Here is a 26,338-nt window from a genome sequence, read left to right as displayed (position 1 = left end):
ATGGGACTACCGATTTTATTGAACTACTTACAATCTCCAGCTCATAAATCATTTGTAAACTTTGATGGACATCCTAATGGCGATGCGATGGACTTAGGTTGGAGAAATAAATACAACAACCCGAATCAACCATTGTATTCTCTTGGAGAAATGCAAGTATTAGGGGCGCAATACTTTAAAGATGCTGGAAACAACATAGCCTTAGGTGCTCAATATGACAATGAACGAGACGTATGGGTAGCGACAGGACATATGCAGTATGCAGCAATTGTAAAAGTAGGAGATATTCTTACACGCTCATCTCAAATGGGTAACATGGGAGATAGTGGGAAATCATTTGGTGCTCACGCTCATATTCGTATGTGTTTTGTACCTAAAGGAACACCTTTCATTTGGGATGCATTGTTTAATGCTCCTCGAGTTAATCCTTATGACTATATTTATACAACTCCTGAGATGGATGTGCTTGATATGAAAGCAATGCCTAATGATTGGGCAAGCATCACAGATGATGATTCTCTTGTAAGACAAGATGGTAAATTCACTGTTACATTTGCAGATGGCCTAAACGTTCGTAAAAAACCTAGCGTTAATTCAGAGCGTGTTACAGGATTATCTAAGGGTCAATCTGTTATCTACGATAATTATATCGATGAAGAAGGTTATCGTTGGGTATCGTGGATTCACGAAGGCATACGAGTCTATGGTGCACGTCGTAAGCTTGATAATTCAGAGATTTATGGTGATGCAGAGTTTCTAAGTAAAGAACCAAGTAGACCTGTGAGTGATGTTGGTAAATCATGGACTCCTAAGAGTTTTCCGTTAAAGTTATATCCACAATCAACAGGCGGTACTAACTACGGAGACAGTAATGGTGATCGATCATACACGATTCTAAGTGAAGCAAATGGACGAGTGCAAATTCAGCATAAATTGTTTGATGCTCCACAAAACAAAGTGTGGGTAACCAAGTCTGATGGTAAGGTGGGGTAATTCATGACAGAATGGAGCGTATTCCTTGTGGTTACCACAATGTTAGGTTTTGTGGGAACAGCATACACCATGTTTTATAAACCTACTCACAACCTTACAATTGAAATAGTGAAGTTGAACGCAAATCTAGAGCATCTAAATAGAAGTGATATTAGTCAAAATAAAAGACTCGATAATCATTCAGAGTTAATTGACGATCACGAAAAGCGTTTAATCGTTATCGAAAGCACAAATTTTATTAAAGATAGATACTAGAAATTTTCCACCTTCTTTATTGAGGGTGTTTTTTTTGTATGTTAGTGAAATTTGAACGAAAAAAAAAAGCAGTTAGATGAGTGTTTTGAGAATATAGACTTAAATCACAGATTGTGATACTGTTTATTTGTTAGTAGTTCGAACGAAGAACAAAATATAACAGGAGATAAATAACTATGATAAAAAAAGGTTTGCAAAAATTAACTGTGTTTTTTGTCGCGTTCTTACTAGTATTTTCTGCAATGATGGTTAATCAAAAATCAGAAGTTTATGCAGCTAGTGATAGCACTATTATCGAAGGAAGATTTCAGTTTGTAGTAGATTCAAACAAAATAATAAAGTTTGCTCGTGAGTTCAATGATAAAGGTGAATTAGTAAGAGTATACGAATATTTCCCAAATACGAAATATGGGCAAGATCATGGAAAAAAGATAAAATTTGAATTTGAAATATATCCAAATGCTGCCATAAAATTTTCTAGAGAAAGAAATACAAAGCAGGAATTGATTGCAGTTTACGAATATCATGAACCGTCCTATTATGGTGACGGACATGGAAGTAGAATAAAGTTTAAGTTTAACACATATTCGAATGGGTTCATTAAGAATGCAATAGCATACAATTTAAAAGGTGAGATCACCCAAGCATATGAATACCATGATGCATGGTATGGTGATGGACATGGTTCAAAAATAAAGTTCAGATTTGAGTTGTATCCTAATGCAGCTATAAAGCACGCAGTAGGCTATGATAAAAATCAAAATGCTGTTCGCTTATACGAATATTTAGAACCATCTTATTATGGAGACGGACATGGAAGTAGAATAAAGAGTATTACAGATCTTACTCCTTCTGGAAATAAATACGTATATCCTGTTGCAAACAGACATGCACCAATTACATGCGGTATAGGATGTTACTCCGGTCATACTGGTATAGACTTAGGAGTTTCAAGAGGAACTAAGGTTTTCAATATTGCTGAAGGAATAGTACGGAGGATACAAGCATCTTGTCCAACTGAAGGATATCGCGGTTCTGGTTGTGGAAATCGCTTTGGAAATCATGTTGTAGTAGAAGTAATGAAAGATGGAAAGAGATATTTTGTTTACTATGGTCACTTAAGCCAAAATTCAATTAAAGTGTCTGTTGGTCAGAAAGTATCAACAAATACTCTATTAGGGTTATCTGGAAATAGTGGAGACTCTGATGGACCTCATCTCCATGTTGAAGTTCGACTTAATGACGTTAAAGCTACATCGGTTGGGTCAACAATAGATTTTAGAAGGCTTTTTGGATTATAATATGATAATATATGTCTAGTATATGTCCTCTAGATATATGCGAACACCCATTTCTCCTATCTAAGAGTGGGTGTTTTTTTATTTACTGTATGCTACTATTTACTCTATTAAAATGATGTGTTACATTTATAATACAGCGAGGTAATTGAAATGGATATTAGTCTAGCGATCATAATTATTATAATAATCATCGTTGTTTCTTTTGTTATAGGAACACATATTGCGAACAAGAAATACATGTCTGGAAAAATAGAAGCTAATGAAATGAATAGACTTTCAAGTGAATATGGAATTAATATATCTGTAATTTGTGTAGTCATTTTGTCAATTATTGGAATAATTTTCAAAGTTAAAATACACTAAAATAATTATATACTGTATAATATTAATGTGACGACCCTCAATGTTTAGCATAGTGCGTCACAAATCCCGGCTCGGAGTTATGAAAATATTCTCCGAGTTTTTGTTTGATTAATTAATGATATATGATAATCTAAGGTGGTACGTTGATTAACGTGCATCCGTGCAGCGACAATGTACTTAAGACCAGGGTGGCGGCTCTGGTTTTCTTTTACTAAATAATAATATATAATTAATTTGTGGTATGTATACTATGGGCATATCATAAAATCCTTAAAGCCTAGAGGTGTGCCAATCTCTAGGTTTTGTTTTAATATGGTGATGTGCTAAGATAATAAATAGATGCGTTATCGAATATTGAAAATGTTTTTATAAAACTCTTTATGCATGCACCACAATATAACGTATCTAGACCCAAAGCCCCTGTCCTTGGGTCTTTTTTTCTGTTTCACACAGTCTATACACTTACTATTGAAGAAAGACTGATACAATATAGTAAAGTCATGGATAGTGGCTAAATCTTAGATAAATATCACACAGACTGTCTCTCGATTATATCTAGTGGTAAGCCACTTAGAGATATGGCTAAATTCTTAGCAATAATCGCCATCACTATGCTAAGAATTCGGACTCCAGCGCATTTACAAAAATACCAAATAGTAATAATCATGAACTTCAATCAAGCGCTGGAGTTCTTTTTTTTGTTATGAAATATTATAGAGTTTGTTCACAATCATAGGCATATTTGGTGACTTTTTGGTGACCGACTCATATTTATTATCAAAATACCGTCTATTAAGTGCGAATAATATAATAGAAATCAGCTATCAACAGCTGGGTATTTAGGAAAAGCACTCTTGCCAATTATCTTAGGACAAGTCCACAAAATTACAGGTAGCTTATCCTTAGGATTCGTTATCTTATCAGTATTCTCAATAATAGGACTGTTATTATTCTTAACAGGCTATAAACTGGCTCCTTATAAAGAATCAAATAGTCTCAGTTCTTAATAAATATAATTACACTAATTTACTTAGAAGAGGCGGTAATTCAATTGAAAAATAAAATATTAGTGATTAATTTAGGTGGAACATCTTCCAAAGTAGCTGTATATGATGATGAGCAGTTAGTACTAGAAAAAACGATTCGTCATTCCAAACAAGAAATGGATGATGCACCTACAAATAAAGAACAAGTAATCTATCGTACTTCAATGATTTTAGATTGGTTAGAGGAAAACCACATAAATGTTGAAGACATCACAAGCATGGCTTTACGTGGTGGTAATATTCCACGAGAAATGTCAGAGCATGGTGGTACATATTTAATTGATGATTTCCTAAAAGAAGAAATCATGAAGCGATATAACCCAGATGCATTATTCCATCATGGTGTTATTGTTTCTCCACATGTCGCAACAGCACTAAGTGGCAGTCGTAAAATTCCACTATATGTAACAGACCCACCTACAGTCAATGAAATAGCTAAAGTAGCACGTATTGCGGGTCATCCCTTATTTGAACGACAAGCTATTGCACACATCTTAAATCAAAGATCAGTGGCACGAAAAGTTGCTCATGAACTTAATAAAGATTATCAAGATTCACGTATTATTGTAGTTCATCTTGGTGCTGGAATCTCGGTTGGAGTTCATCAGGACGGAATGATTGTAGATATTAATAATTGTACTCGTGGTGATGGACCAATGTCACCAGAGCGATCAGGTCAATTGCCAATGGGACAGCTCGTAGAGCTAGCCTTAACTGGTGATTACACTAAAGAACAAATCGAACTCATGCTAAGAGGTAATGGTGGTGTTAAAGCATACCTAGGAACCTCTGATATGCGTGAAGTCGAACAAATGATTGACAACGGCGATGAGAAAGCAGAGCTTGTATGGAATGCTTTAATCTATCAGGTAGCCAAAGAAATAGGTTCAGCTTATGCGGTATTAGGAGGTGACGTTGACTGCATAGCGTATACAGGTGGTATTGCACATTCTCAACGTGTCATTAATGCATTGAATGAACGCGTAGGATCCTTTGCACCAAGTCTAGTGTTCCCTGGAGAATTTGAGAACGAAGGACTTGCTTATGGAGCATTACGAGTTATTCGTGGTGAAGAAGAAATTGCTAACTATACCGACATCGATCGATAAAAAAGAAAGGGTAATATTAGAATGGAAAACCAAAAAATAATGAATGAATTAATTGAACGTTCAAAGAAGGCTCAACTTGCTATTGAAGATTGGTCACAAGAGAAAACAGACCAACTTGTTAAAGCAATCGGTAAAGCAATCTTTGATCATGCTGAGATTTTATCTCAAGAAGCAATTGATGAAACTGGATTTGGAAACTTGCCAGGTAAGATTGGTAAACATAAGAGTGTTACAATGGCAAACTGGCATTATATGAAAAATATAAAATCAGTGGGTGTCATTGAAGTTGATCCAATTAACCAAATTGTTACCTTAGCGAAACCAATGGGAGTTGTTGCTAGTGTTACTCCAAGTACAAACCCTACATCAACACCTGCTCAAAATGCTATGATCGCTATTAAAGGCCGTAACTCAGTTATTGTTGCACCTCACCCTAATGCAAAGAAAGCAACATCACATGCTGTAGAAATTATGCAAGATGCGATTGAAAAATTAGGAGCTCCACGAGACCTTGTCTTAGTTATTGAAGAACCAAGCTTAGAAATGACAAACCTCTTGATGGCTAATGCTGATGTTATCTTAGCTACTGGTGGATTTGGAATGGTTAAAGCTGCTTACTCAAGTGGTAAACCTTCATTTGGTGTTGGACAAGGAAACGTTCAAACATATATCGATGAAACAGTTCCTAACTTAGCCGTAGCAACAGCCACAATCGTTGGAAACCGTGCAATGGACTTAGGTGTTCCATGTACAGGAGACCAAACAGTTTACATTCCACGTTCAATGGAAAAAGAAATCCTTGATTCCTTTGTAGAAAATGGTGCTTATCTCATTAATGATGATGCATTAGTTGATAAGATTCGCCAACAGGCATTTATTGATGGACGTCAAAACTTAAAGATTATTGGTAAGACACCAACACAAGTTGCTGAAGTCATGGAATTAGGTCTTGATGTTCCGGAAGAAGCACGTGTACTCCTGGTAAAAGTTGATCAAGAAGGACCAACAGAGCCACTTGCTAAAGAAATTCTTTGCCCAATGCTTCGTTACCGTGTTTACGATGACTTTAAAGAAGCAATCGAGTGGGGAAGAACAAACTTGCTCATGGAAGGGGCAGGTCATACAGGAACGATCCACACAAGCAATGATGAAAACATTGAAATCGCTGGAGAGCGTTTACCTGTTGGTAGACTCATGGTTAATCAAGCGGGTTCAGCTGCATCAGGTGGACCATATAATAATGGATTAAATCCGACACTATCTATTGGTTGTGGATCATGGGGAAATAACTCAATTTCTGAGAACTTAACTTATAGACATTTACTCAACGTTACAAAAGTATCAAGAATTATTCCTGGTATTGTTGCTCCAACACCTGAAGAAGTTTGGGCAGATTAACACATACACATAATAAAGGAGAAATATAATGACAGTTAGAATAGAAAGACCTTTTAGGACAATAGGACCGATATTCCAAGGAAGCGGAATATCTCAAGAAACTGGAAAAAGATTAGCAGATGCTGGTCTTAAGAAAGCTTTGGTTATTTACGACAAAGGTATTGAAGCAATAGGTATTGGACCTAAGATTGCTCAATCCATTAAAGATGCAGGTTTGGTTGTTGTAGAGAGTAATTTAGTACAAGCTGATCCACCTGATACATCCGTTAACATGATTGCTGAAATAGGTCGTCGTGAAGAAGTTGACTGTATTGTTGCTGTTGGTGGTGGTAGTACCATTGATACCGCAAAAGGTGTTAACGTACTCTTAACTAACCCTGGTGAGATTGGTATCTACTTCGATAGAACTATTCCTCAAAAACCTGGTAAATATCTTGTAGCTATACCTACAACTGCAGGGACAGGTAGTGAGTCAACCGGTGGTGGTATTGTTACAAATACAGAAGTTCAAGTTAAAGGTGTTATTGCTGGTGCAGCAACAGTTGCAAACTTAATTCTAGTTGACCCAGATCTTACATTAGGTGTTCCACCTTATGTTACTGCAACGACAGGATTTGACGTTTTAGCTCATGCGATTGATGGTATGTTATCAATCTTCGCAAATGACATTACTAAATCAATAGCTAGTGAGACCATTCGTTTGTTTAATGCTAACATTGAAGAAGTAGTTACAAATGGAAAGAACGTTGAAGCTCGTAATAACATGCTTACAGCAGCAAGTCTTGGTGGACTTATTATTACAGGCGCAAACTGCTCACTTTCACACTCATTTGGTCACTCAATAGGTGCAACACATCACATTGCTCACGGTAACTGTGTTGGTCGCTTCTTGCCACCTACAATTGATTATGTTGCTGAACAAAAACCTAAAGAAATCATGATGATCGCTGATGCATTTGGATTAGACTATAACCCAGAAGGCGATATTAATGAAATCTCAAGAAAAATCGGTGAACACATTACTGATTTAGCGAACCGCATGGGATTAAAGACAATGCTAGATATCGAACCTGAAGTCGATAAATTAGACGTTTTAATTCCTATGGCTAAAGCTGATGTTATGACAACAAGTACACCGCGTCCATTAACAGATGAAGGTGCTAAGTGGATCATTGAACGAGCATATAGTTACTAATTAGAAATAAGTGAGGTACTAGGATGCCATATGTTAATTTAGAGGAGATCTTTGCACACGCAAAGAAAAAAGGAAGAAAGAAACTTGCGGTTGCAGCGGCACATGATTTGGAGAGTTTAAAAGCTGTAATCAGAGCTCAGGATGAGGGGGCAATTGACCCTCTCCTCGTGGGTGATACACTAAAGATTAAAGAGTATTTAGAAACTTTAGGTAAAGATCCAGAAACTTATCAAATATTTGAAGCTCTGGATGATACAGAGAGTGCTCAGAAATCAGTTGAACTTGTAAAGACTGGCCAAGCTGACTTCTTGATGAAAGGTTTCTTGAATACATCTGATTTATTAAGAGCTGTTGTGAATAAGGAAACTGGACTTGGATTAGGTAGAACAATTTCTCATATTAATATCATGGAAATTGATGGCTATGAAAAACTTCTTATTATTACCGATGTAGGTATTGTGATAAGTCCAACACTTCAGCAAAAGAAAGAAATCATAGAGAATGCAGTAAATGTATTACGTAATATGGATTATGATGAACCTAAAGTTGCGATATTAGCAGCTGTTGAGAGCGTGAATCCGAAGATGCCTGAAACAGTTGATGCAGCAGAACTTCAAAAGATGAATGAAGAAGGGGAAATCAAGCATGCACTTGTTGAAGGGCCAATATCATTTGATATTGCTCTAAACAAACGTACTGCTGAAAAGAAAGGATACAAAGGAAAGATTGCTGGAGACCCAGACATTCTTGTTGTACCTAGCGTTGTTGCTGGTAATATCCTTGTTAAAGCGATTGGTCGTTTTGGAAAAGTGAGATCAATTGCCTTTGTTACAGGTGCAAGTGTTCCAATTGTATTAACATCAAGAGGAACTTTAGCAGAAGGTAAGTATTATTCAATTCTTGCTTGTATTGCTGCACTTTAATAATTAGAGTCACCATGAGCAATTACTGCTCATGTTAAAAAAGATTCTACTAAATGCCATGAATATGCCTTGTTTATAAACTCCTATACAAAAACTCAGTCATATTCTAGTTAGCAAAAAGGACCACGTTATGTGGTCCTTTGCTTCTGTTTAATAGGTAACGAGGATGTTATCTTCGTGTTCAACTTCTACAGGTGAGTTTTCTTGGAAATAGTTCATGAGTGTATCAACCATTTCTTCTTGAATGTCTTCAACAAGATCACTCTTTGCGACCATCATATAGCCACCACCGCCTGCTGCACGGTAATTATTTACAACGATTGTGAATGTGTCATCATCTTCAACATCGCGTCCTTGGTATTTTAAATCGGCAATGCGAGAGCCTCGAGGATTTGCAACATGGATTGTGTAGCTTACACCGTCAACCATATCATAATTATAGTGTTGTGGTTTGGGACTTACATAATCAGGAGAAACTGCGATTTGATTATTTTCATCAATGGTAAAGAAATAAGCGGAATACTCAAGCATCTTTTTAAGTCGACTTCCAGTAATTCGTTTGACTACTAAGGTATTAGGATAGATATAGGTACCTACAAGCTCTCTCATTGTAATAGACTTGTTAAAGCCAATGCTTCCATTGAATAATGCAACAGACGATAACTGAGCACCACTTCGATCCTTTTGCACCTGATTCATAAATGATACGAGAGGATGTTTACGAATTCTTGCTTCAAACTCATCTTCAATAATAAGTGAAGGAGAAGACTCGGAGAACGAACCTATTGGTTGATCTAACCAATTTTGTACATTTTCTTGTAACGTTGCTAAAGGTTTTAAGATTTCTTCATCAAGCGGGTAGTCTTCTGTCTGATGGATCATTGGTGAGATTTCACCGGTTTCGAGATCAAAATCGATGGTTGCAAACTCTTTAGCTTTAAGAGTAGTTTGCGTAACTGCTTTTCCATGTAAGTAAGTTGCAATCGAACGATGTTGATGACCTGTAATTAAGATATCAAGACCTTCAATAAAGCTCATTTGATATCCTTCGTTTTCTCCAGTCTGACGTTCTGTGGGTTCACCAGTTTCTAAGTCTTTCTCGAATCCACCATGATACATTCCGATAACATAGTCGACAGAGTCTCTAATAGCTTCTACTTCTGCTTTCATATGTTCGTAAGCATCATTAAGAGTTACACCTTCAAGATGACTTGGTCGTTCCCAATGAGGAATGAACTGTGTCAGTACTCCAATTAGAGCGATACGCTTACCACCATATTCAAGGATCTGTGTTTTACCTACTGGATTTCCATCAAAAAATACATTTGAAGTCAGTAAAGGCGCATTGTTCTCCTTGATAAACTTCTTAAGAACATCAAGTCCATAATTAAAGTCATGATTCCCTAAATTAATATAATCATACTTTAGAGCGTTGAAAACTTGAGCTATTGGATTCATCACTGTATCTATGTTCTGATGTGCATAGGTTAATAATGGCGTTCCTTGGAAGGCATCACCGTTATCTAAGAGAAGGACATTTCCTTCATTACGGAATTTCTTAATCGCACTCGAGATGTGAGCAAGGCTATAATCTTGCTTTTGATCTCGTGTTGTATAGTTTGTAGGAAAGATACTTCCGTGTATATCTGTTGTCGCTACTATTTTTATTTTCATTTTATCACCAATTCTTATTATACCAAAAATAACGGAATTGGTGCATATCATTCGTTTTTTAACAATTAAATGATAAAAACTTACGTATTTACCGAAAATTGAATACACATTAATAAAAATATGGTAATATTTATGAGATATAGAAAGGAGAAGTCAATGAATCGATCCGATAAAGTCTTTATAGCTGTTGTACTCTTACTATCAGTGGGATTATTCTTTTCAACAGGCAAGTTAATAAGTGCCGTTGATAGTGATTCGTCTCATGCAGTTGTGATGTACAAAGATGAAGAAATCCTTCGTCTCAATATGAACAAAGATGGACATTATACCGTTCCTGGCGACTTAGGAGATGTTGTAATTGAAATCAAAGATGGTCGTATTCGAGTCGCTGATGAAATTTCTCCTTTAAACTATTGCTCCATTCAAGGTTGGGTAGATAAGACAAATGTCCCAATTGTTTGTTTACCAAATAAAATCTTGATTGTCGTTGAAGCAGATAACACAGCCACAGAGGAAGACATCATCATTCGATGAAAATAAGAAGTAAGACACACCGCATGACAGTTTTAACAATGCTTTTAGGGATGGCTATGATCGTTAATATGATTGAACCCGTATTTGTTATTGGGGTTCCAGGGGTAAAACTAGGTCTAGCAAACGTTTTGGGATTAATAGCGTTTTATTTACTAGGTGTCAAAGAATTATTTATTGTTAACGTAATGAGAGTTTTAATCGTATCATTATTGAGGGGAACATTAGTTGGAACGGGATTCTGGTTAGCGTTCATTGGTACTCTATCAAGTTGTTTATCAATAGTCTTTTTTCATAAAGTTACTAAGATGTCAGAGATTGGTATTTCAACGGCATCTGCTACGTTTCATAATTTAGGACAAATTGGAGTAATTATTTTTATTACGAACATGCCATTAATGATTACATGGCTACCCGTAATGTTATTGACAGGAGTTCCTACAGGAATACTAACAGGATATCTCGTTAAAACTATTAATAAAAGATTTATAACAGATTAATAGTAGAGGGATAGAATGTATGAATCATTTAAAGTTTATTGCTGGTTATACCAAAGGGTATAAACGTAATTTACTCATTGTAATTATTGCGACATTATTTTATGTTTCAATTGTTTTAGTAAACCCAATTTTACTGCAGTTTGTTGTTGATAATGTATTTAACCAACAAGCAGTAAACGGTGGATCAGCACAAGTAATTGCATCACTGTTAGGTGGTGTGGAGTATGTAAGTAATAATCTTTGGATTATTGCGGTAGCTATCGTATCGCTCAATGCCTTAAGTGGTATTGCGCTCTTTATTCGTGGACAGGCAAATGGACGTTATACGGAGACTTTTACACGCCGCCTTCGTAATCATTTGTATGACCATTTACAAACATTGCCTTATGCATATCATGTACGTGCTAAAACAGGGGATCTAATTCAACGCTGTACATCAGATGTTGATACAATCAATAGATTCCTTTCTAATCAAGTGCGTGAATTTATTTATGCAATCTTCATGGTTGTTATATCATTAACGATTATGTTTAACATCAACGTTAAGATGACGTTTATTTCGATGATTGTCTTTCCAATCATTTTCTTCTTTGGCTATGCATTCTTTAAGAAGATGCAAGAAGTCTTTAGAGAGAGTGATGAAGCAGAGGCTGATCTATCAGATACATTTAAAGAGTCCTTAGATGCAGTTCGTGTTGTAAAGGCATTTAATCGCGAACGTTTTGAATTAGAAAAATTCACGAAGAAAAATGAAGTGTATCGTGACAAAACAAAGCATTTAATTTGGTTGTTGGGAATGTATTGGGGAATCTCTGATATGTTATGTTTCCTACAAATTCTAACTGTGCTCATCGCAAGTATCTTTGAAGTTCGAAGTGGAGCAATGACAATTGGTAATGCAGTTGTGTTTGTTACATACATTAGTACGGTATTGTGGCCTATTCGAAATGTGGGACGTATCTTGTCCGATATGGGTAAAGTTACTGTTGCAATCGATCGATTGAATGAAATTCTAGAAGTTGTACCAGAAGAACTTGATGCAGGAGACACTCCTGAAATAAAAGGAAGCATTCGTTTTGAAAATGTATCATTTATCTATGATGATGGAACAGATAAGGTATTAGATGATATCTCATTTGACATCAAAGCAGGAGAAACTGTCGCAATTATGGGTCCAACAGGGAGTGGTAAATCAAGTCTTGTACATTTACTAACACGTATCTACGATGCTAGTGAAGGAAAAATTTACTTCGATGACCATGATCTTAAAACGATTGCACCTCGACATGTTAGAGAACATGTAGGGATTGTTTTACAAGAACCTTACTTATTCTCAAAAACAATCTTTGACAACATTAAGCTTGCAACACCTCGTGCTGATGAACGTGATGTTTATGATGCAGCTCGTATTGCGTCAATTCACGATGTTATTGAAGGATTTGATCAGGGTTATGAAACTGCAGTAGGAGAAAAGGGAGTTACCTTAAGTGGTGGACAAAAACAACGTGTTGCCATTGCTCGTACTGTTATTAATAAACAACCTATCGTTATTTTTGATGACTCACTTTCAGCATTAGATGCTGAGACAGACGCATCTATACGAAAAGCATTAAAAGAAAACCAAGAAGCTACAACCTTAATTATCACGCACCGAATTAACTCAGCACAAAATGCTGATAAAATCGTTGTTATCAATAAAGGGAAAATAGAACAAATTGGTACACATGAGACACTGATCAATGAAGAAGGTCTCTATCAAAAGATTGCCAACATTCAACACAATACGAATGGAGGTGCAAATGATGGACAATAAGTTTGAAGAAGAAGTATTTGAATCGGACTCTTTAAATACGAGTCTTTGGAAAGAAATTTTTGGATTGATGAAATCCAGTAAGAAAAGAATGATGGGTGCTCTTGTGATCGTTACAGGAGAAGCTATGATTGGTGTAATCCTACCATTGTTAAACCGTCACGCAATTGATGTATATTACTCAGGTCAAGGTAGCAATCAAGATATCCTCTTCTTTGCATTAGGTTATGCTGCATTGGTAATGTTTCAAGCATACCTTATTTATCAGTTTATTTATCAAAGTGGCCTTATTGAAATGGACGTAAGTTTTAATACACGTCAAGAGGCAATGAAGAAACTACAAGTATTACCGTTCTCATATTATGATAAGACACCATCAGGATGGTTGATGGCACGTGTCACAAGTGACATTGCTCGTTTATCAGAAATATTATCATGGAGCTTTATTGACCTCCTATGGGGAATCTTTATGATGATTATGCTTGCAATCGTTATGTTTGTGGCAAACTGGAAGCTTGCATTAGTTGTTGTAGCCATAGTACCGTTTGTTTACTTTATCAGTGCATGGTTTCAAAAACGAATTCTAAAGAACTATCGTAAAACCCGTGCAATTAACTCTAAGATTACAAGTGGTTTTAGTGAAGGGATATCAGGAGCCAAGACTACGAAAACAATGGCTCTTGAAAGACTCCATTATAGTGAGTTTACAGTTCTAACATCAGAAATGAGATCGCAAACAATGAGAGCAATCTTATTAAGTTCTCTCTATGTTCCAATTATTATCTTAATCTCATCACTTGGAAACGCTGGGGTTATTGTAGTTGGTGGAGAAATGGTTGTCCAAGGCTTGATTCAAGTAGGAACACTTATTATGTTTACACAGTACGCTGGTCAATTCTATGAGCCATTACGTAACATTGCAAATATCTTAGCATCATTACAAATGGCGCAAGCATCAGCTGAGCGTGTGTTATCCATGCTTAACAGTGAAATAGAACTTACGGATACAGAAGAAGTTATTGCGAAATACGGAACAATTCTTGAACCTAAAGAAGAAGCTTATGAAGATATGGTAGGTCACATTGAATTTAAAGATGTTGATTTCTACTATAATCCAGAAGAGCCGATTCTAAAGAATTTCAATCTTAAAGTTGAACCGAAGCAACGTATTGCTTTAGTTGGGGAGACGGGTTCAGGTAAGAGTACAATTGTTAACTTAATTTGTCGCTTCTATGAACCACGTAGCGGTGAAATCTTAATTGATGGAAAAGACTATCGAGAACGTTCTATTGCTTGGATGCACTCACATTTAGGTTATGTACTTCAAGCACCACACCTTTTCGATGGTACGGTTAAAGAGAATATTCGCTATGGTAGACTTAATGCAACTGATGAAGAAATCGTGGAAGCAGCAAAACTTGTAGATGCACATGATTTCATTATGCAACTTGATAATGGCTATGATTCCGATGTTGGTGAAGGGGGAGGAAGACTCTCTACAGGGCAAAAACAATTAATCTCATTTGCTCGAGCACTTATCGCTCAGCCATCAATTTTCGTCTTAGATGAGGCAACTTCATCCATTGACACAGAAACTGAAGCAATTATTCAACATGCTGTGGATACTGTACTCAAGGAAAAAACAAGTTTTATAATCGCGCATAGACTTTCAACGATTGTTAATGCAGATAGAATCCTTGTTATCCGATATGGTGAAATCATTGAAGACGGAACACACCAAGAATTATTAGCCTTAAAAGGTTATTATCACAAGCTCTATACAAATCAGTTTAACGAAGCTCGCGAAGCACAATTAATGTCAGAGTTATAAGAGAGTTTAATGACTCTCTTTCTTTTAATAAATACTTTGATAAATATTTATCATTTTCAATGAAACTTTAACTGAGCTGTGGTATTATTAGTTTACTTGGGTTTTATTCCCAGTGTTATAGAAAAAGAAGTGGAGTGAAAGAAGTATGAGCGAGAAAGACGCAAAATTAGAGGAAGCATACGGAGAAGTAAATTTAAGTTTACTTGCTGACTTTGCCCTCACAAATGGTATCTCTGGACATGAAGTAGAGATGACACGTGTTTTCAAAACATGGACTGAAGAATTCGCTGATGAAATTAGTTATGATCAATTAGGATCAATTATTGCTCTTAAAAAAGGTGCTGAAAACGGACCGAAGATTATGTTTGCAGGTCACGTTGATGAAATTGGTTTCTTAGTAAAAAGCATCGATGATAAAGGTTTCTTACGACTCCAAGCAGTTGGAGGATGGTGGGGACATGTCTTACCATCACATCCTGTTACAATAACAACTCGTACAGGTATGGATTATGTGGGGGTTATTGGATCAAAAGCTCCTCACGGATTACCACCAGCAGTACGCAACAAAGTAATGGATATTCAAGATATGTATGTTGACTTAGGTGTTGCTTCCAAAGAAGAAGTAAAACTACTTGGTATTCAAGTGGGTGACGCTGTTACACCTAAAGCTGATTTCCATGTTCTTGCTAATCCTAACTACTTAATGTCAAAAGCATGGGATAACCGAATTGGTGCAGCAGTTGCAGCAGAGGTTATTCGCTCATTAAAAGACGAAAAAATTGATGCAAACGTATATTCAGTTGGTACAGTACAAGAAGAAGTTGGTTTACGTGGAGCAAAAACTGCAGCACAAAAAATCAATCCTGATATTGCAGTAACAATTGATACTACAATTGCACTTGATACTCCAGGTGATGACAACCGTATTAAATTAGGTGTTGGTGTTACATTAGAAGTCATGGATGCTTCCTATATTGGACATAAAGGCTTACTATATCACTTACAAGACTTATGTGATGAAATGGGTATTGATTACCAATTTGAGCTCTTAGCAGCTGGTGGTACTGACTCAGGAGAAATCCATAAAGTTCATGATGGTGTAATTACACTATCAATTTCAATTCCTACACGTTATATTCACTCACATTACGGAATTATTCACCGTAAAGATTTTGTGGATACAGTTAAACTCTTAACAGAATTTAGCCGTCGTATGAATGCTGAAACATTAACAGAATTACAAAACTACAAACGATAAGAACTTAGCATTTGCTAAGTTTTTTTCTACATGAAAGGGAGGAAATCAATGAAAGTTGTAACACTTTGTGGAAGTATGAGATTTGCCAATGAAATGATGAGGATTGCATTGGATTTAGAGTTGAATCACGAGTGCGCTGTCCTTCAGTGTTCATATAATATTGACAACATTGAAATTAATCCTATCAAACTTGCGAAAAGTCATATGAGGAAGATTGATATGAGCGATGCCATTTATGTTGTGAACATAAACGATTATATTGGTGAGAGTGTACGTAGTGAGATTAAGTATGCTACTGAAGCTGGAAAAGAAGTAATGTACCATGAGAATCGTCAGTCTTAATAAGCTGTACTAAACTTAATAAAGATTTTTTACTTATTAGTAAAGTTGATGATATAATAACAGTAATCATAAAAAGTAATAAGAGGAGAATAAGACATGTTACAAGCACAAATTTTTATTGAAAAACCAGTTGAGGAAGTATGGCGTTTTATTGAAATGGAATTTGCAAAGGTATTTAAATGTAGTCCATCAAAGTTACTTAATCAAGAAATTAAGTCGACAGCACGTAACTTTAATGGTCAAGAGATTTCGATTGAACAAAAAGTTACAGTATTTGAACCAAACGTAAAAATAACTATAGAATCAATTAATAGTAAAGACCGTGTATTTACAAGTTATGAATTAATTGCAGATGCTGACGGTACGTTCTTATCCACAACAGAAGATGGACAAGGGGTAAGTAGTAAAGCTCGTTCATTAAACTATAAATTAATGTCATTGCCTATTATTAGTCGTGGTTCAAGAAAACGTCTATTAAAACGTTTGGAAACTATGAAATATATTATTGAAGGTGGTCCATTAGACACTGAAGAAGTTGAAACTGTAGAAGAAGTAGATAACCAAGAGTAAAAGAAAAAGAGTCGCTAGACTCTTTTTACTTTGAAAGATCTTTATAACTAACAAGTTCGATTCCTAAATCTTTAACTGCTTGAAGCACCTTAGGATCTTGTAACACTTGTCGTTCCGTTTCACGATAAGTATTGTAACTGGATATTTCCATAATACGATCGTCAACGTATGCAGGGTGTGTCATGAGATCTAGATATTCCTCAGTGTTTGTTTGGAAAAGGTTCAATAAGTAATCAGTAGAAACTGTTTCTTTATAGAAGCCACCATCGAGTTTAACTTGGGTAGGGACGACTGTCGCATCTGAACGATAAGGTAGATTGTATTTCTTAGCAAGCTTTTCAACTACAGTTCTCAAGAGAGGATGTAGATGGGTGTGGTGATGAGAATCAAGGTGAGTGATTGGAATTTGACTCTTGATTGATTCAATTTGTGCATCCCATTCTTGATAAAGCTCGTCTAAATCTATAGATTCATCAATAGTATCTGAGCGGAATTTAAAATTTCCTTCGTCATCAACTAATGTTTTGTGAGTTTTTAATAGAGGTCTTCCGGTTGTGAGTACCATATGGACTCCGACACCAAGACCAGGATTTTCTTTTGAAAACTGGATTGCTTGATCTGCGAAAGGCATATTTGCCATTAAAGTAGTGGAAGTTACAATTCCATTTTTATAACATTCTATGATGGCACGGTTGCCACCATCAGTTAAACCAAAATCATCTGCATTAACAATTAATTTCATATTAAATCCTCCTAGTAAAATTATAGCATGTTTGGTATGATTGTCACGGAGGTATTTATGGAAACTAAAATAAAAATCACAATGACAACCGGTAGTACAATGATTGCTGAGTTGTACCCAGAAATTGCACCAAAAACAGTAGAGAACTTCGTCAAGTTAATTAACGACAAGTTCTATGATGGATTAATCTTCCACCGTGTTATTCCAGGATTTATGATCCAAGGTGGAGACCCTACAGGAACTGGAATGGGTGGACCTGGATATCAAATCGAGGGAGAATTCACATCAAATGGCTTTAAGAATGATTTAAAGCATAGTGAAGGTGTATTCTCTATGGCTCGTGCATACGATCCAAACAGCGCAGGAAGCCAATTCTTTATCATGGCTCAAGATTCACCACACTTAGATGGACAATATGCTTCATTTGGTAAAGTTATCGAAGGACTTGATGTAATTCAAGAAATCGTTAACGTTAAACGAAACAGTAATGATAAACCACTTGAAGACCAAGTAATCCAAACAATTGAAATAATATAGGAAAAGCGACTGATATAGTCGCTTTTCAATGCTTGAGGGGATGTAAGCATACAATCCGAAGATTGCATACTTATAGTACCCTTTATTATTCTCAAATCTTCTGTTTCGTGTCTAAAAGAGAGGTATTTTATTGAACTATTTGTTCTAATGACTTGGTATAGTGATTTAATACCTTTACACCATGTTCACTGACGCAGACTAGGTCTTCAACTCTTACACCGCCAACTCCCGGGATATAGATTCCTGGTTCGATTGAAAAACACATCCCTATTTGGACAAGTTCCTGGTTACTTGAGGATACATCAAGGTTTTCATGAGCCTCTAATCCTATTCCATGACCAGTGCGGTGTACGAAGTATTCTCCATAGCCTGCATCACTAATCACATCTCGAGCAGCTTTATCAATAGAGGCGAAACTGACACCTGGTGCTATAGCGGCAATAGCAGCTTCATTTGCTTGTCGACAGATTTCATAAATCTTCTCAAGCTCTGGCTTACTACCTACTAGGAAACAACGTGTCATGTCTGATGCATAATGCTTATACATTCCACCCATATCTATCAGTACCATATCGTTTTCTGTAAGCTTACGATTTGATGGAATGCCATGAGGGTCAGCAATGTTCTCACTGAACAGTGCGATTGGAGTGAAACTGACACCTTCTAATGGATCTGTGTTTTGCTTTGTGTTGATAATGTCAGCTAATTCAATTTCAGTCATACCTACACGAATTTCATGTTTCAGTTCTTCCATGATTCGATCATTATGTTCAGAAACTTTTGTCATGAGTTCAATTTCGTCATTATCCTTAATACGACGCAGGGATTCTAAAGTAGCAGAAGCATCATGAATGTCGTAATCATGGATAAAAGGAATCACGAATCGTGCAGCCCACGTTCCATCAATACCGAGATCTTTGTGGGCTAAGTATGACTTGATTAGATTAATTGGATTATCACTATCTTCATAAGAGATTGTTTTGATAGTGTCTGGTGCTATGAATAGTTTGTTTAGGAATAGAAGTGGTTCTTTATCTTTTTGAATAAGTAGAGCTAAGAGACGCTCTCCTGGATCATACTCTTTCCCAATAAAGTAATAGATCATTACTGGGTCTGTCACAAGTATTTGGGGTAGTGTCATTATTTCTTGTAATTTCTTGTATCGCATGGTAATTCCTCCTCATTAATAATTATAGTAGGAGTTCTCTAAAATGCAATGTTATCTAAGATGTGATAAGATAAATGTGAAAGGAAGGGATACTATGAAACCAGAAGAAAAACAAGTTATTATTGTAAATAAAAATCCAGTCGATTTGTCGATGCAAATTTTGATTCCTCCTTTTCGCCCAATTAATCTTTATGAAATCGAAGATAATTTAGAGGCGGTACTTGAGGAAATTCAAACGTATCGAGTTAATGAAAATATCAAACGATACATTGTTTCTTTCTTTACTGCAATTCATGATGCTATGAACGAAAAAGACATTCTACCACTTGTCGAATACTTTTTCTTAGAAGAAGATTTTGAAACATTTGATGCGAAAGAGACACAGGCTGTATTTGAAACACTCCAAGAGTTTATTCGCAGCGCAAACGATGAAAATAGACTGATGCACTAACAACTCCATTACGGAGTTGTTTTTTATAATCTTTAAGCCTTTTCAAAATGGTATAATAAGTAAGAAAAGAGGGATATGTATGCTAATTGATGACCTAAAGAATACAAAGAACCTATCTGATAATGAAAAAGAAATTGCTCACTACATACTTGAAAATCCAAAAAAGGTAATTGAAATGACGATAAGTGATTTTAGTGCAACAGTTTTTTCTTCTAATTCTACTGTCGTAAGATTTTGCCAGAAGCTTGGTTTTAAAGGTTTTTCTGACTTTAAAATTACCTTAGCTAAAGAAATAAGCATGATACTTCTTCAAAACGAAAGAATTGAAGTTGATATGCCAATATTACCTACTGACTCAGACGAAGCAATTGTAAAAGCTTTTGTGAATTTGAATTCACAGGCTATTGAAGATGCCTATCATAATCTTAATATTAAAGATTTGCGCCAAGCTGTTAATCTATTAGAAGACGCTCATCGTATCACTTTATGGGGAATTGGAAACTCGGCACTTGTTGCACTGGACTTCCATAACAAACTTAAGCATATAGGTTATCCTTCCTCTTGTGACAATACAATGGGATTCCATAACTATTTTCCTCCAAGATTTAAGAACCACAAAGAGGTGGCAGTAATCTTTAGTACTTACGCAAATAGTAAACAAGTAAGAGATTGGATTACGCAATTTAAAGAAGCAAAGTGTGAAGTTATTTTGATTTCAGCCAATCCGAATACACCCTATGCTAATCTTGTAGACTGTTCTGTATTAATCGATAATAGTGAAAAGAGAATGGTAAAAATGGGAGTCTTTGCATCAAGGATTGCTATGCAATTTGTTGCTGATATTATATATGCCATGTTGTTCCAACTGGATTATCAAAACAATGTATTGAGACAGTACAAATCAGGACAACATATTAATGAACAAGGCGAATACCTTAAAAATATATTATTAGGAGAATGACGGAAGCAATTTCCGTCTTTTTTATACGGTTTCATTAAATAAAAAGAAAGTATTACCATATTACCCTGTAGATATTACGGATACGAAGAGTACGCGCTACAATGGAACCATAAATTAATTGAGGAAACAAGAATGAGGAGGAATTATGATAAAAGGATTTAGAGATGATTTCTTGTGGGGTGGCGCCACTGCTGCCAATCAAATTGAAGGTGCATGGAATGTCGGTGGTAAAGGTTTGTCTGTATCAGATGTTTTAACCTATAAACCGGATGTATCGGTCATGGATTATAAGAAAAACAATTCATACACAATGGAAGATATTAAAATAGCGATGGAGAGTGATGATACAAGATATTACGCTAAACGTCGTGGATCAGATCACTATAATCGTTATAAAGAAGATATCGCTCTCTTGGGTGAAATGGGATTTAAGGTCTATCGTTTATCAATCGCATGGTCTCGTATATATCCTAACGGTGATGATTTGGAGCCTAATGAAGAAGGTCTACAGTTTTACGATGATTTATTTGATGAGTGTGCAAAATATGGAATCGAACCTTTAGTTACCATGTCACACTATGAACCACCAATTAACTTAACTGTGAAGTATGGTGGGTGGTCTGATCGTCGTGTTATCGGATTCTTCTCAACATTTGTCGATACTATTACAAAACGATATAAGAATAAAGTAAAATACTGGTTAACATTCAATGAAGTCGATAGTATGATTCGTCATCCATTTACAACAGGGGGGCTTGTTGAGTCGGAGTATGATGAAAAAGAGTTCGAACAAGTTGTGTATCAATCAATGCATCATCAATTTGTAGCAAGTGCATTAGCAACAAAAATCACACACGAAAACATTCCAGAATCACAAGTTGGCTGTATGCTCACAAAACTAATGTTCTATCCATTTACTTCTAAACCAGAAGATGTCTTGGCTGCACAACAGGATCAAAGAAATACATTAGCTTATAGTGACACTCAAGTTCGTGGTGAATATCCACCATATCTTCTTGCACTATTCGAGAGAAAAGGAATTGAGATTAAAAAAGAAGTAGGGGATGATGAAATCATGAAAGCATACCCTGTAGATTTTGTGTCATTTAGTTACTATTCTTCATCATGTTCAGCGAAAAACTCAGAAGAACTTGCAAAGACTGCAGGTAACACGTCTTTTGGAATTAAGAATCCACATTTAGAATCGAATGCTTGGGGATGGCAAACCGATCCAATTGGTCTAAGAATTTCCTTAGTTGACCTTTATGATCGTTATCAAAAACCATTGTTCATTGTTGAGAATGGTTTAGGTTATGAAGATGTACTTGAGGAAGATGGTACAGTTAATGATGATTACCGTATTGATTATCTTCGAGAACATATTCAAGCTATGAAAGATGCAGTAGTTGAAGATGGGGTAGATCTTATGGGGTATACATCGTGGGGCTGTATCGACTTAATTTCTGCTTCTACAAACCAAATGTCTAAACGATATGGTTTTATCTATGTTGATAGTGATGACTTTGGTGAAGGAACGTTTGATCGTTACCGTAAGAAATCATTCTATTGGTATAAAGATGTCATTGCATCAAATGGTGAAAAACTGTAAAAAAATAGCTGTGGAAATTAATCCACGGCTATTTTTGGTTTTTGATATCATCCAATTGAATTGTTAGTGCATCAATGGAAACTGACAATTCTTTTAATAAGTAAACAAGGGATATTACTAAGCATATTAAACTTGTAATAAAGAGAACACCTGAGAGTTTGGGAATGTTGACCATTGCTGCAAGCATACTGATGGCTGCAATCGCAAACGCAACAGCTCCAAACATCTGCATTTTCTTGATGAGGGTCATACGAAATTGTAGATTAGCGATTTGGTTTAAATTTCGCTCGTCAGGATGTGCCTGGTGACGTTCATAAAGATCACGAATTAAATCAGCAAGAACCACAAATCGGTTTGTATATGCCAACATTAATAGTGATAAGGCAGGAAATATTAGTGCTGGTGTTGTTAATGAAAAATCAAATGTGAATGACATAGTTTCTCCTTCTTCTGTGTAAAATCATTGAATTATACATTAATTGTCGATAAAATTATATCATTGAATGAGAAAAGAGGAAATGAAATGAGATACTTAATTAATCCGTCAACCAATCCGTATTTCAATCTAGCACTTGATGAGTATGCTATGAAATATATTGATTGTGATGACGATTTTTTCTTTTTATGGCAAAATGAGCCGTCAGTAATCATTGGCAAGAACCAAAATACTGCTGAAGAAATTAATCAGAAGTTTATTGATGATAATGGCGTTAAAGTTGCTCGCCGTGTTTCTGGTGGTGGGGCTGTATATCATGATTTAGGGAATCTAAACTTCACATTTATTATTAATGTAGATGACCCAAGTAAAGTTAATTACAAAAAATACGTACAACCAGTCATAGACGCTTTAGAAAGTATGGGTGTTAAAGCTGAGGCATCTGGTCGTAATGACATTCTTGTAGACGGACTTAAAATATCGGGTAATGCTCAACGTGTAGCAAATGGTAAGCTAATGCATCATGGTACTTTAATGTTTGATGTAAAGGTTGAAGATTTAGTAGATGCACTTAATGTTGATCCAGATAAGATTACATCTAAAGGTGTTAAATCAGTGCGTTCTCGTGTAACTAATATTAAAGAACATTTACCTGAAGGAACAACACTCCAACAATTCTGGGATGCTCTTCAATATTATTTATCAAATCAAGGTCAAGATGAAGAAATTGTCTTATCGGAAGAAGATATCGCAAAGATTGAATTTGAAGCAATGAACCGATTCTCAACATGGGATTGGATTTATGGTTATTCACCAGAGTTTAACTTAAAGAATAGTCGCCGATTCCCTGGTGGTAAACTTGAAGTGTTAATGGATGTTGATCATGGACGTATTGAGAACATTCGTTTCATTGGTGATTACCTTGGTGTTGAAGATGTTGAAGAAATAGAAAATCGATTAAAAGGGGTACGATTCCACCAAAAAGATGTAGAAGCGATTCTTGATTCATACCACATTGGTACCTATTTTGGCGGTATTAAAAAAGAAGAAATCTTAGACTTAATGTTCAATTAATTCCATATATTTACAAAACGATTGTGAAAAATTAAGTCTATTTAACGAAATCTCGGGATATCCTAGCATTATCATTGAATGAAAGGGTATTCCGTGTTACATTTATACTGTAATGTTAGGGCCAAAAGCTAACATGAAGAGAGGAAATGGAGATATTATGGCACAAACAAAAAAAGCAAATAAAGCTTTAGATTTCGCTGCACATTTAAAAGCAGTTGAAGCGCTTTATCCAATGTTCCAGATTTTAGATGAAACTGGAAAAGTTGTTAACAAAGATATGTTACCAGATTTAAAAGACGAAGAACTTGTCGATTTATTCGAGAAGATGCTTTGGTCACGTGCGTTGAATGACCGTTCAACAACATTAGCACGTCAAGGTCGTTTAGGATTCTTCGCACCTACAGCAGGTCAGGAGGCATCGCAAATTGCGAGTCATTTTGCGTTTGATAAAAACGATATTTTATTCCCAGGATACCGTGATATTCCTCAATTAGTACAACACGGACTACCACTTCATAAGGCATTCTTATGGAGCCGCGGACATGTTGAAGGAAATATTTATCCAGAAGATTTCCACGCAATGCCACCACAAATTATTATTGGGGCACAAATTATCCAAGCAGCAGGAGCTGGTATTGGACTTAAAAAACGTGGAAAACAACAAGTAGCATTTACATATACAGGTGATGGAGGATCTTCACAAGGAGATACTTATGAAGGTTTTAACTACGCAGGTGCATTTAAAGCTCCAGTAGTGTTCTACATCCAAAATAACGGATATGCAATTTCAACACCACGCCATGTCCAAACTGCAGCACCTACATTAGCTCAAAAAGCAGCAGCAGCTGGTATACCAGGTGTTCAAGTTGATGGTATGGATCCACTTGCAGTCTATGTTGCTTCAAAAGCAGCTCGTGATTGGGCAATTGCTGGAAACGGACCTGTATTAATTGAAACAATTACTTCACGTTTCGGACCTCACTCATTATCAGGAGACGATCCAAAACGTTACCGTGATCAAGCAAGTTTTGACGAATGGGATAAAAAAGATCCATTAATTCGTATGCGTAACTTCTTAACAGAAAAAGGTCTATGGACTGAAGAAAAAGAAGTTGCTTTAATTGAAAAATATGATGAAGAAATTAAAGAAGCAGTTAAATTAGCTGACCAAGCTCCAAAACAAAAAGTTTCAGATTTCTTGAAAACAATGTTTGAAGAGCCAACAAACGTTATTGCAGAACAAATTGAATTCTTTGAAAAAAAGGAGGGTAACAAATAATGGCACAACTAACTATGATTCAAGCCATTACCGAAGCGCTTGACATTGCCCTTGAACGTGATGAAAACACATTAATTTTCGGTGAAGACGTAGGGAAGAACGGTGGAGTTTTCCGTGCGACTGAAGGTCTTCAAGAAAAACACGGTGAAGATCGTGTATTTGACACACCTCTTGCTGAGTCCGGTATTGGTGGACTTGCAATTGGTTTAGCATTAGAAAAATTCCGTCCAATTCCAGAAATTCAATTCTTTGGATTTATCTTTGAAGTAATGGACTCAGTAGTAGCACAAATGGCACGTACTCGTTACCGTATGGGTGGTACACGCCAAATGCCTATTACAATTCGTTCACCATTTGGTGGTGGGGTTCATACACCTGAGCTTCACTCAGACAACTTAGAAAGTTTAATTGCACACTCACCAGGGATTAAAGTAGTTATTCCTTCAAACCCTTATGATGCTAAAGGTTTACTATTAGCTGCAATTGAAGACAACGATCCAGTTGTTTACTTAGAACACATGAAACTTTACCGTTCATTCCGTGATGAAGTTCCTGAAGGATACTATACAATTCCATTAGGAAAAGCAAACGTAGTTAATGAAGGTAATGATGTTACTATCGTTACTTACGGATACATGGTTCGTGAAGCAATTAAAGCTGTTGATGTCCTTGCTAAAGAAGGTATTTCAGCAGAAGTTATTGACTTACGTACAGTATCACCACTTGATATTGAAACAATCGTTGCATCAGTTACAAAAACTGGTCGCTTAGTAGTTGTTCAAGAAGCACAACGTCAAGCAGGAGTTGGCGCTACAGTTATGGCAGAAATCGCAGAACGTGCAATTCTATCATTAACAGCACCTATTGGACGTGTGGCTGCACCTGATACGATCTTCCCATTTGGTTTAGCTGAAGGTGATTGGTTACCAAGTGTTACAGATGTCGTTGAAAAAGTTCGTGAAACAGTGAACTTTGACTAATT

25 protein-coding genes are annotated in these 26,338 nt (G+C 36.1%); 21 read left to right on the top strand and 4 right to left on the bottom strand.

Annotation, left to right across the window (positions count from 1 at the left end):
• The 7 genes from G7059_RS07865 (at position 1) to G7059_RS07835 (ending at position 8,583) form a co-directional block, all read left to right on the top strand.
• Positions 1-993 carry an SH3 domain-containing protein gene (locus G7059_RS07865; RefSeq protein ID WP_166081536.1) on the top strand — a complete coding sequence of 331 codons (993 nt, stop codon included), beginning with the start codon at positions 1-3 and terminating at the stop codon, positions 991-993.
• Between the two features lie 3 nt (positions 994-996).
• Entirely contained in the window at positions 997-1,248 is a 252-nt protein-coding gene (locus tag G7059_RS07860) for a hypothetical protein (protein WP_166081535.1), read from the top strand.
• Between the two features lie 176 nt (positions 1,249-1,424).
• Positions 1,425-2,549, top strand: a complete 1,125-nt coding sequence (locus G7059_RS07855) for a M23 family metallopeptidase (RefSeq protein WP_166081534.1) — start codon at positions 1,425-1,427, stop codon at positions 2,547-2,549.
• A gap of 1,414 nt (positions 2,550-3,963) precedes the next feature.
• A complete protein-coding gene (gene buk, locus G7059_RS07850; protein ID WP_166081532.1) occupies positions 3,964-5,067 on the top strand; it encodes a butyrate kinase in 1,104 nt (367 codons plus the stop codon).
• Between the two features lie 21 nt (positions 5,068-5,088).
• Positions 5,089-6,465, top strand: a complete 1,377-nt coding sequence (locus tag G7059_RS07845; RefSeq protein ID WP_166081531.1) for an aldehyde dehydrogenase family protein — start codon at positions 5,089-5,091, stop codon at positions 6,463-6,465.
• A gap of 28 nt (positions 6,466-6,493) precedes the next feature.
• On the top strand, positions 6,494-7,660 hold the full coding sequence (locus G7059_RS07840) for an iron-containing alcohol dehydrogenase (RefSeq protein ID WP_166081530.1): 1,167 nt from the start codon (positions 6,494-6,496) through the stop codon (positions 7,658-7,660).
• A gap of 23 nt (positions 7,661-7,683) precedes the next feature.
• Positions 7,684-8,583: a bifunctional enoyl-CoA hydratase/phosphate acetyltransferase gene (locus G7059_RS07835; RefSeq protein WP_166081529.1), complete on the top strand. Its 900-nt coding sequence runs from the start codon at positions 7,684-7,686 to the stop codon at positions 8,581-8,583.
• Positions 8,584-8,733: 150 nt separating this feature from the next.
• Here G7059_RS07835 and G7059_RS07830 read toward each other — a convergent pair whose 3' ends face one another.
• Complete coding sequence (locus tag G7059_RS07830; RefSeq protein ID WP_166081528.1) at positions 8,734-10,257, bottom strand: bifunctional UDP-sugar hydrolase/5'-nucleotidase; 1,524 nt, start codon at positions 10,255-10,257, stop codon at positions 8,734-8,736.
• 156 nt (positions 10,258-10,413) lie between these two features.
• On the opposite strand from G7059_RS07830, the gene G7059_RS07825 reads away from it, so the two are divergent.
• The 7 genes from G7059_RS07825 to G7059_RS07795 all read left to right on the top strand — a co-directional run bounded on the left by G7059_RS07825 (position 10,414) and on the right by G7059_RS07795 (position 17,099).
• Positions 10,414-10,791 (top strand): NusG domain II-containing protein, encoded by a 378-nt coding sequence (locus G7059_RS07825; protein ID WP_166081527.1) that lies wholly within the window; start codon positions 10,414-10,416, stop codon positions 10,789-10,791.
• A complete protein-coding gene (locus G7059_RS07820) occupies positions 10,788-11,288 on the top strand; it encodes a Gx transporter family protein (RefSeq protein WP_205700197.1) in 501 nt (166 codons plus the stop codon). The genes G7059_RS07825 and G7059_RS07820 overlap by 4 nt, the downstream gene beginning before the upstream one ends.
• A gap of 19 nt (positions 11,289-11,307) precedes the next feature.
• Positions 11,308-13,101, top strand: a complete 1,794-nt coding sequence (locus G7059_RS07815; RefSeq protein WP_166081525.1) for an ABC transporter ATP-binding protein — start codon at positions 11,308-11,310, stop codon at positions 13,099-13,101.
• Complete coding sequence (locus G7059_RS07810) at positions 13,088-14,929, top strand: ABC transporter ATP-binding protein (RefSeq protein ID WP_370519179.1); 1,842 nt, start codon at positions 13,088-13,090, stop codon at positions 14,927-14,929. Before G7059_RS07815 ends, G7059_RS07810 begins: the two co-directional genes overlap by 14 nt.
• 145 nt (positions 14,930-15,074) lie before the next feature.
• Entirely contained in the window at positions 15,075-16,187 is a 1,113-nt protein-coding gene (locus G7059_RS07805; RefSeq protein ID WP_166081524.1) for a M42 family metallopeptidase, read from the top strand.
• Between the two features lie 48 nt (positions 16,188-16,235).
• Entirely contained in the window at positions 16,236-16,529 is a 294-nt protein-coding gene (locus tag G7059_RS07800) for a hypothetical protein (RefSeq protein WP_166081523.1), read from the top strand.
• 96 nt (positions 16,530-16,625) lie between these two features.
• Positions 16,626-17,099, top strand: a complete 474-nt coding sequence (locus G7059_RS07795) for a hypothetical protein (RefSeq protein WP_166081522.1) — start codon at positions 16,626-16,628, stop codon at positions 17,097-17,099.
• A gap of 25 nt (positions 17,100-17,124) precedes the next feature.
• On the opposite strand, the gene chbG is transcribed toward G7059_RS07795, so the two are convergent.
• Positions 17,125-17,841, bottom strand: coding sequence for a chitin disaccharide deacetylase (gene chbG, locus G7059_RS07790; RefSeq protein WP_166081521.1), 717 nt, complete (start codon positions 17,839-17,841; stop codon positions 17,125-17,127).
• A gap of 57 nt (positions 17,842-17,898) precedes the next feature.
• Between chbG and G7059_RS07785 the strand changes: the two genes are divergently transcribed.
• A complete protein-coding gene (locus G7059_RS07785) occupies positions 17,899-18,378 on the top strand; it encodes a peptidylprolyl isomerase (RefSeq protein WP_166081520.1) in 480 nt (159 codons plus the stop codon).
• A 127-nt stretch (positions 18,379-18,505) separates the two neighbouring features.
• On the opposite strand, the gene G7059_RS07780 is transcribed toward G7059_RS07785, so the two are convergent.
• Entirely contained in the window at positions 18,506-19,546 is a 1,041-nt protein-coding gene (locus G7059_RS07780; protein WP_166081519.1) for a Xaa-Pro peptidase family protein, read from the bottom strand.
• Between the two features lie 94 nt (positions 19,547-19,640).
• Between G7059_RS07780 and G7059_RS07775 the strand changes: the two genes are divergently transcribed.
• The 3 genes from G7059_RS07775 to G7059_RS07765 all read left to right on the top strand — a co-directional run bounded on the left by G7059_RS07775 (position 19,641) and on the right by G7059_RS07765 (position 22,567).
• On the top strand, positions 19,641-19,997 hold the full coding sequence (locus G7059_RS07775) for a hypothetical protein (RefSeq protein WP_166081518.1): 357 nt from the start codon (positions 19,641-19,643) through the stop codon (positions 19,995-19,997).
• 79 nt (positions 19,998-20,076) lie between these two features.
• Positions 20,077-20,958: a MurR/RpiR family transcriptional regulator gene (locus G7059_RS07770; RefSeq protein WP_166081517.1), complete on the top strand. Its 882-nt coding sequence runs from the start codon at positions 20,077-20,079 to the stop codon at positions 20,956-20,958.
• A gap of 145 nt (positions 20,959-21,103) precedes the next feature.
• Positions 21,104-22,567, top strand: a complete 1,464-nt coding sequence (locus G7059_RS07765; protein ID WP_166081516.1) for a 6-phospho-beta-glucosidase — start codon at positions 21,104-21,106, stop codon at positions 22,565-22,567.
• Positions 22,568-22,595: 28 nt separating this feature from the next.
• Here the strand turns inward: G7059_RS07765 and G7059_RS07760 are convergent, their stop codons facing one another.
• Positions 22,596-23,003, bottom strand: a complete 408-nt coding sequence (locus G7059_RS07760) for a DUF2721 domain-containing protein (RefSeq protein ID WP_166081515.1) — start codon at positions 23,001-23,003, stop codon at positions 22,596-22,598.
• Between the two features lie 87 nt (positions 23,004-23,090).
• On the opposite strand from G7059_RS07760, the gene G7059_RS07755 reads away from it, so the two are divergent.
• The 3 genes from G7059_RS07755 to G7059_RS07745 all read left to right on the top strand — a co-directional run bounded on the left by G7059_RS07755 (position 23,091) and on the right by G7059_RS07745 (position 26,336).
• A complete protein-coding gene (locus G7059_RS07755; RefSeq protein WP_166081514.1) occupies positions 23,091-24,077 on the top strand; it encodes a lipoate--protein ligase in 987 nt (328 codons plus the stop codon).
• 157 nt (positions 24,078-24,234) lie between these two features.
• Positions 24,235-25,356, top strand: a complete 1,122-nt coding sequence (pdhA, locus tag G7059_RS07750) for a pyruvate dehydrogenase (acetyl-transferring) E1 component subunit alpha (protein WP_166081513.1) — start codon at positions 24,235-24,237, stop codon at positions 25,354-25,356.
• Entirely contained in the window at positions 25,356-26,336 is a 981-nt protein-coding gene (locus G7059_RS07745) for an alpha-ketoacid dehydrogenase subunit beta (protein ID WP_166081512.1), read from the top strand. Before pdhA ends, G7059_RS07745 begins: the two co-directional genes overlap by 1 nt.
• The last annotated feature ends 2 nt before the right edge of the window (positions 26,337-26,338 follow it).

The organism is Erysipelothrix sp. HDW6A (genome assembly GCF_011400295.1).
In the GTDB taxonomy this organism is placed as follows: Bacteria; Bacillota_I; Bacilli_A; order Erysipelotrichales; family Erysipelotrichaceae; genus Erysipelothrix.
The sequence above is the reverse complement of the archived record's forward strand: the minus strand, read 5'-3'. Positions and strand labels throughout refer to the sequence as shown.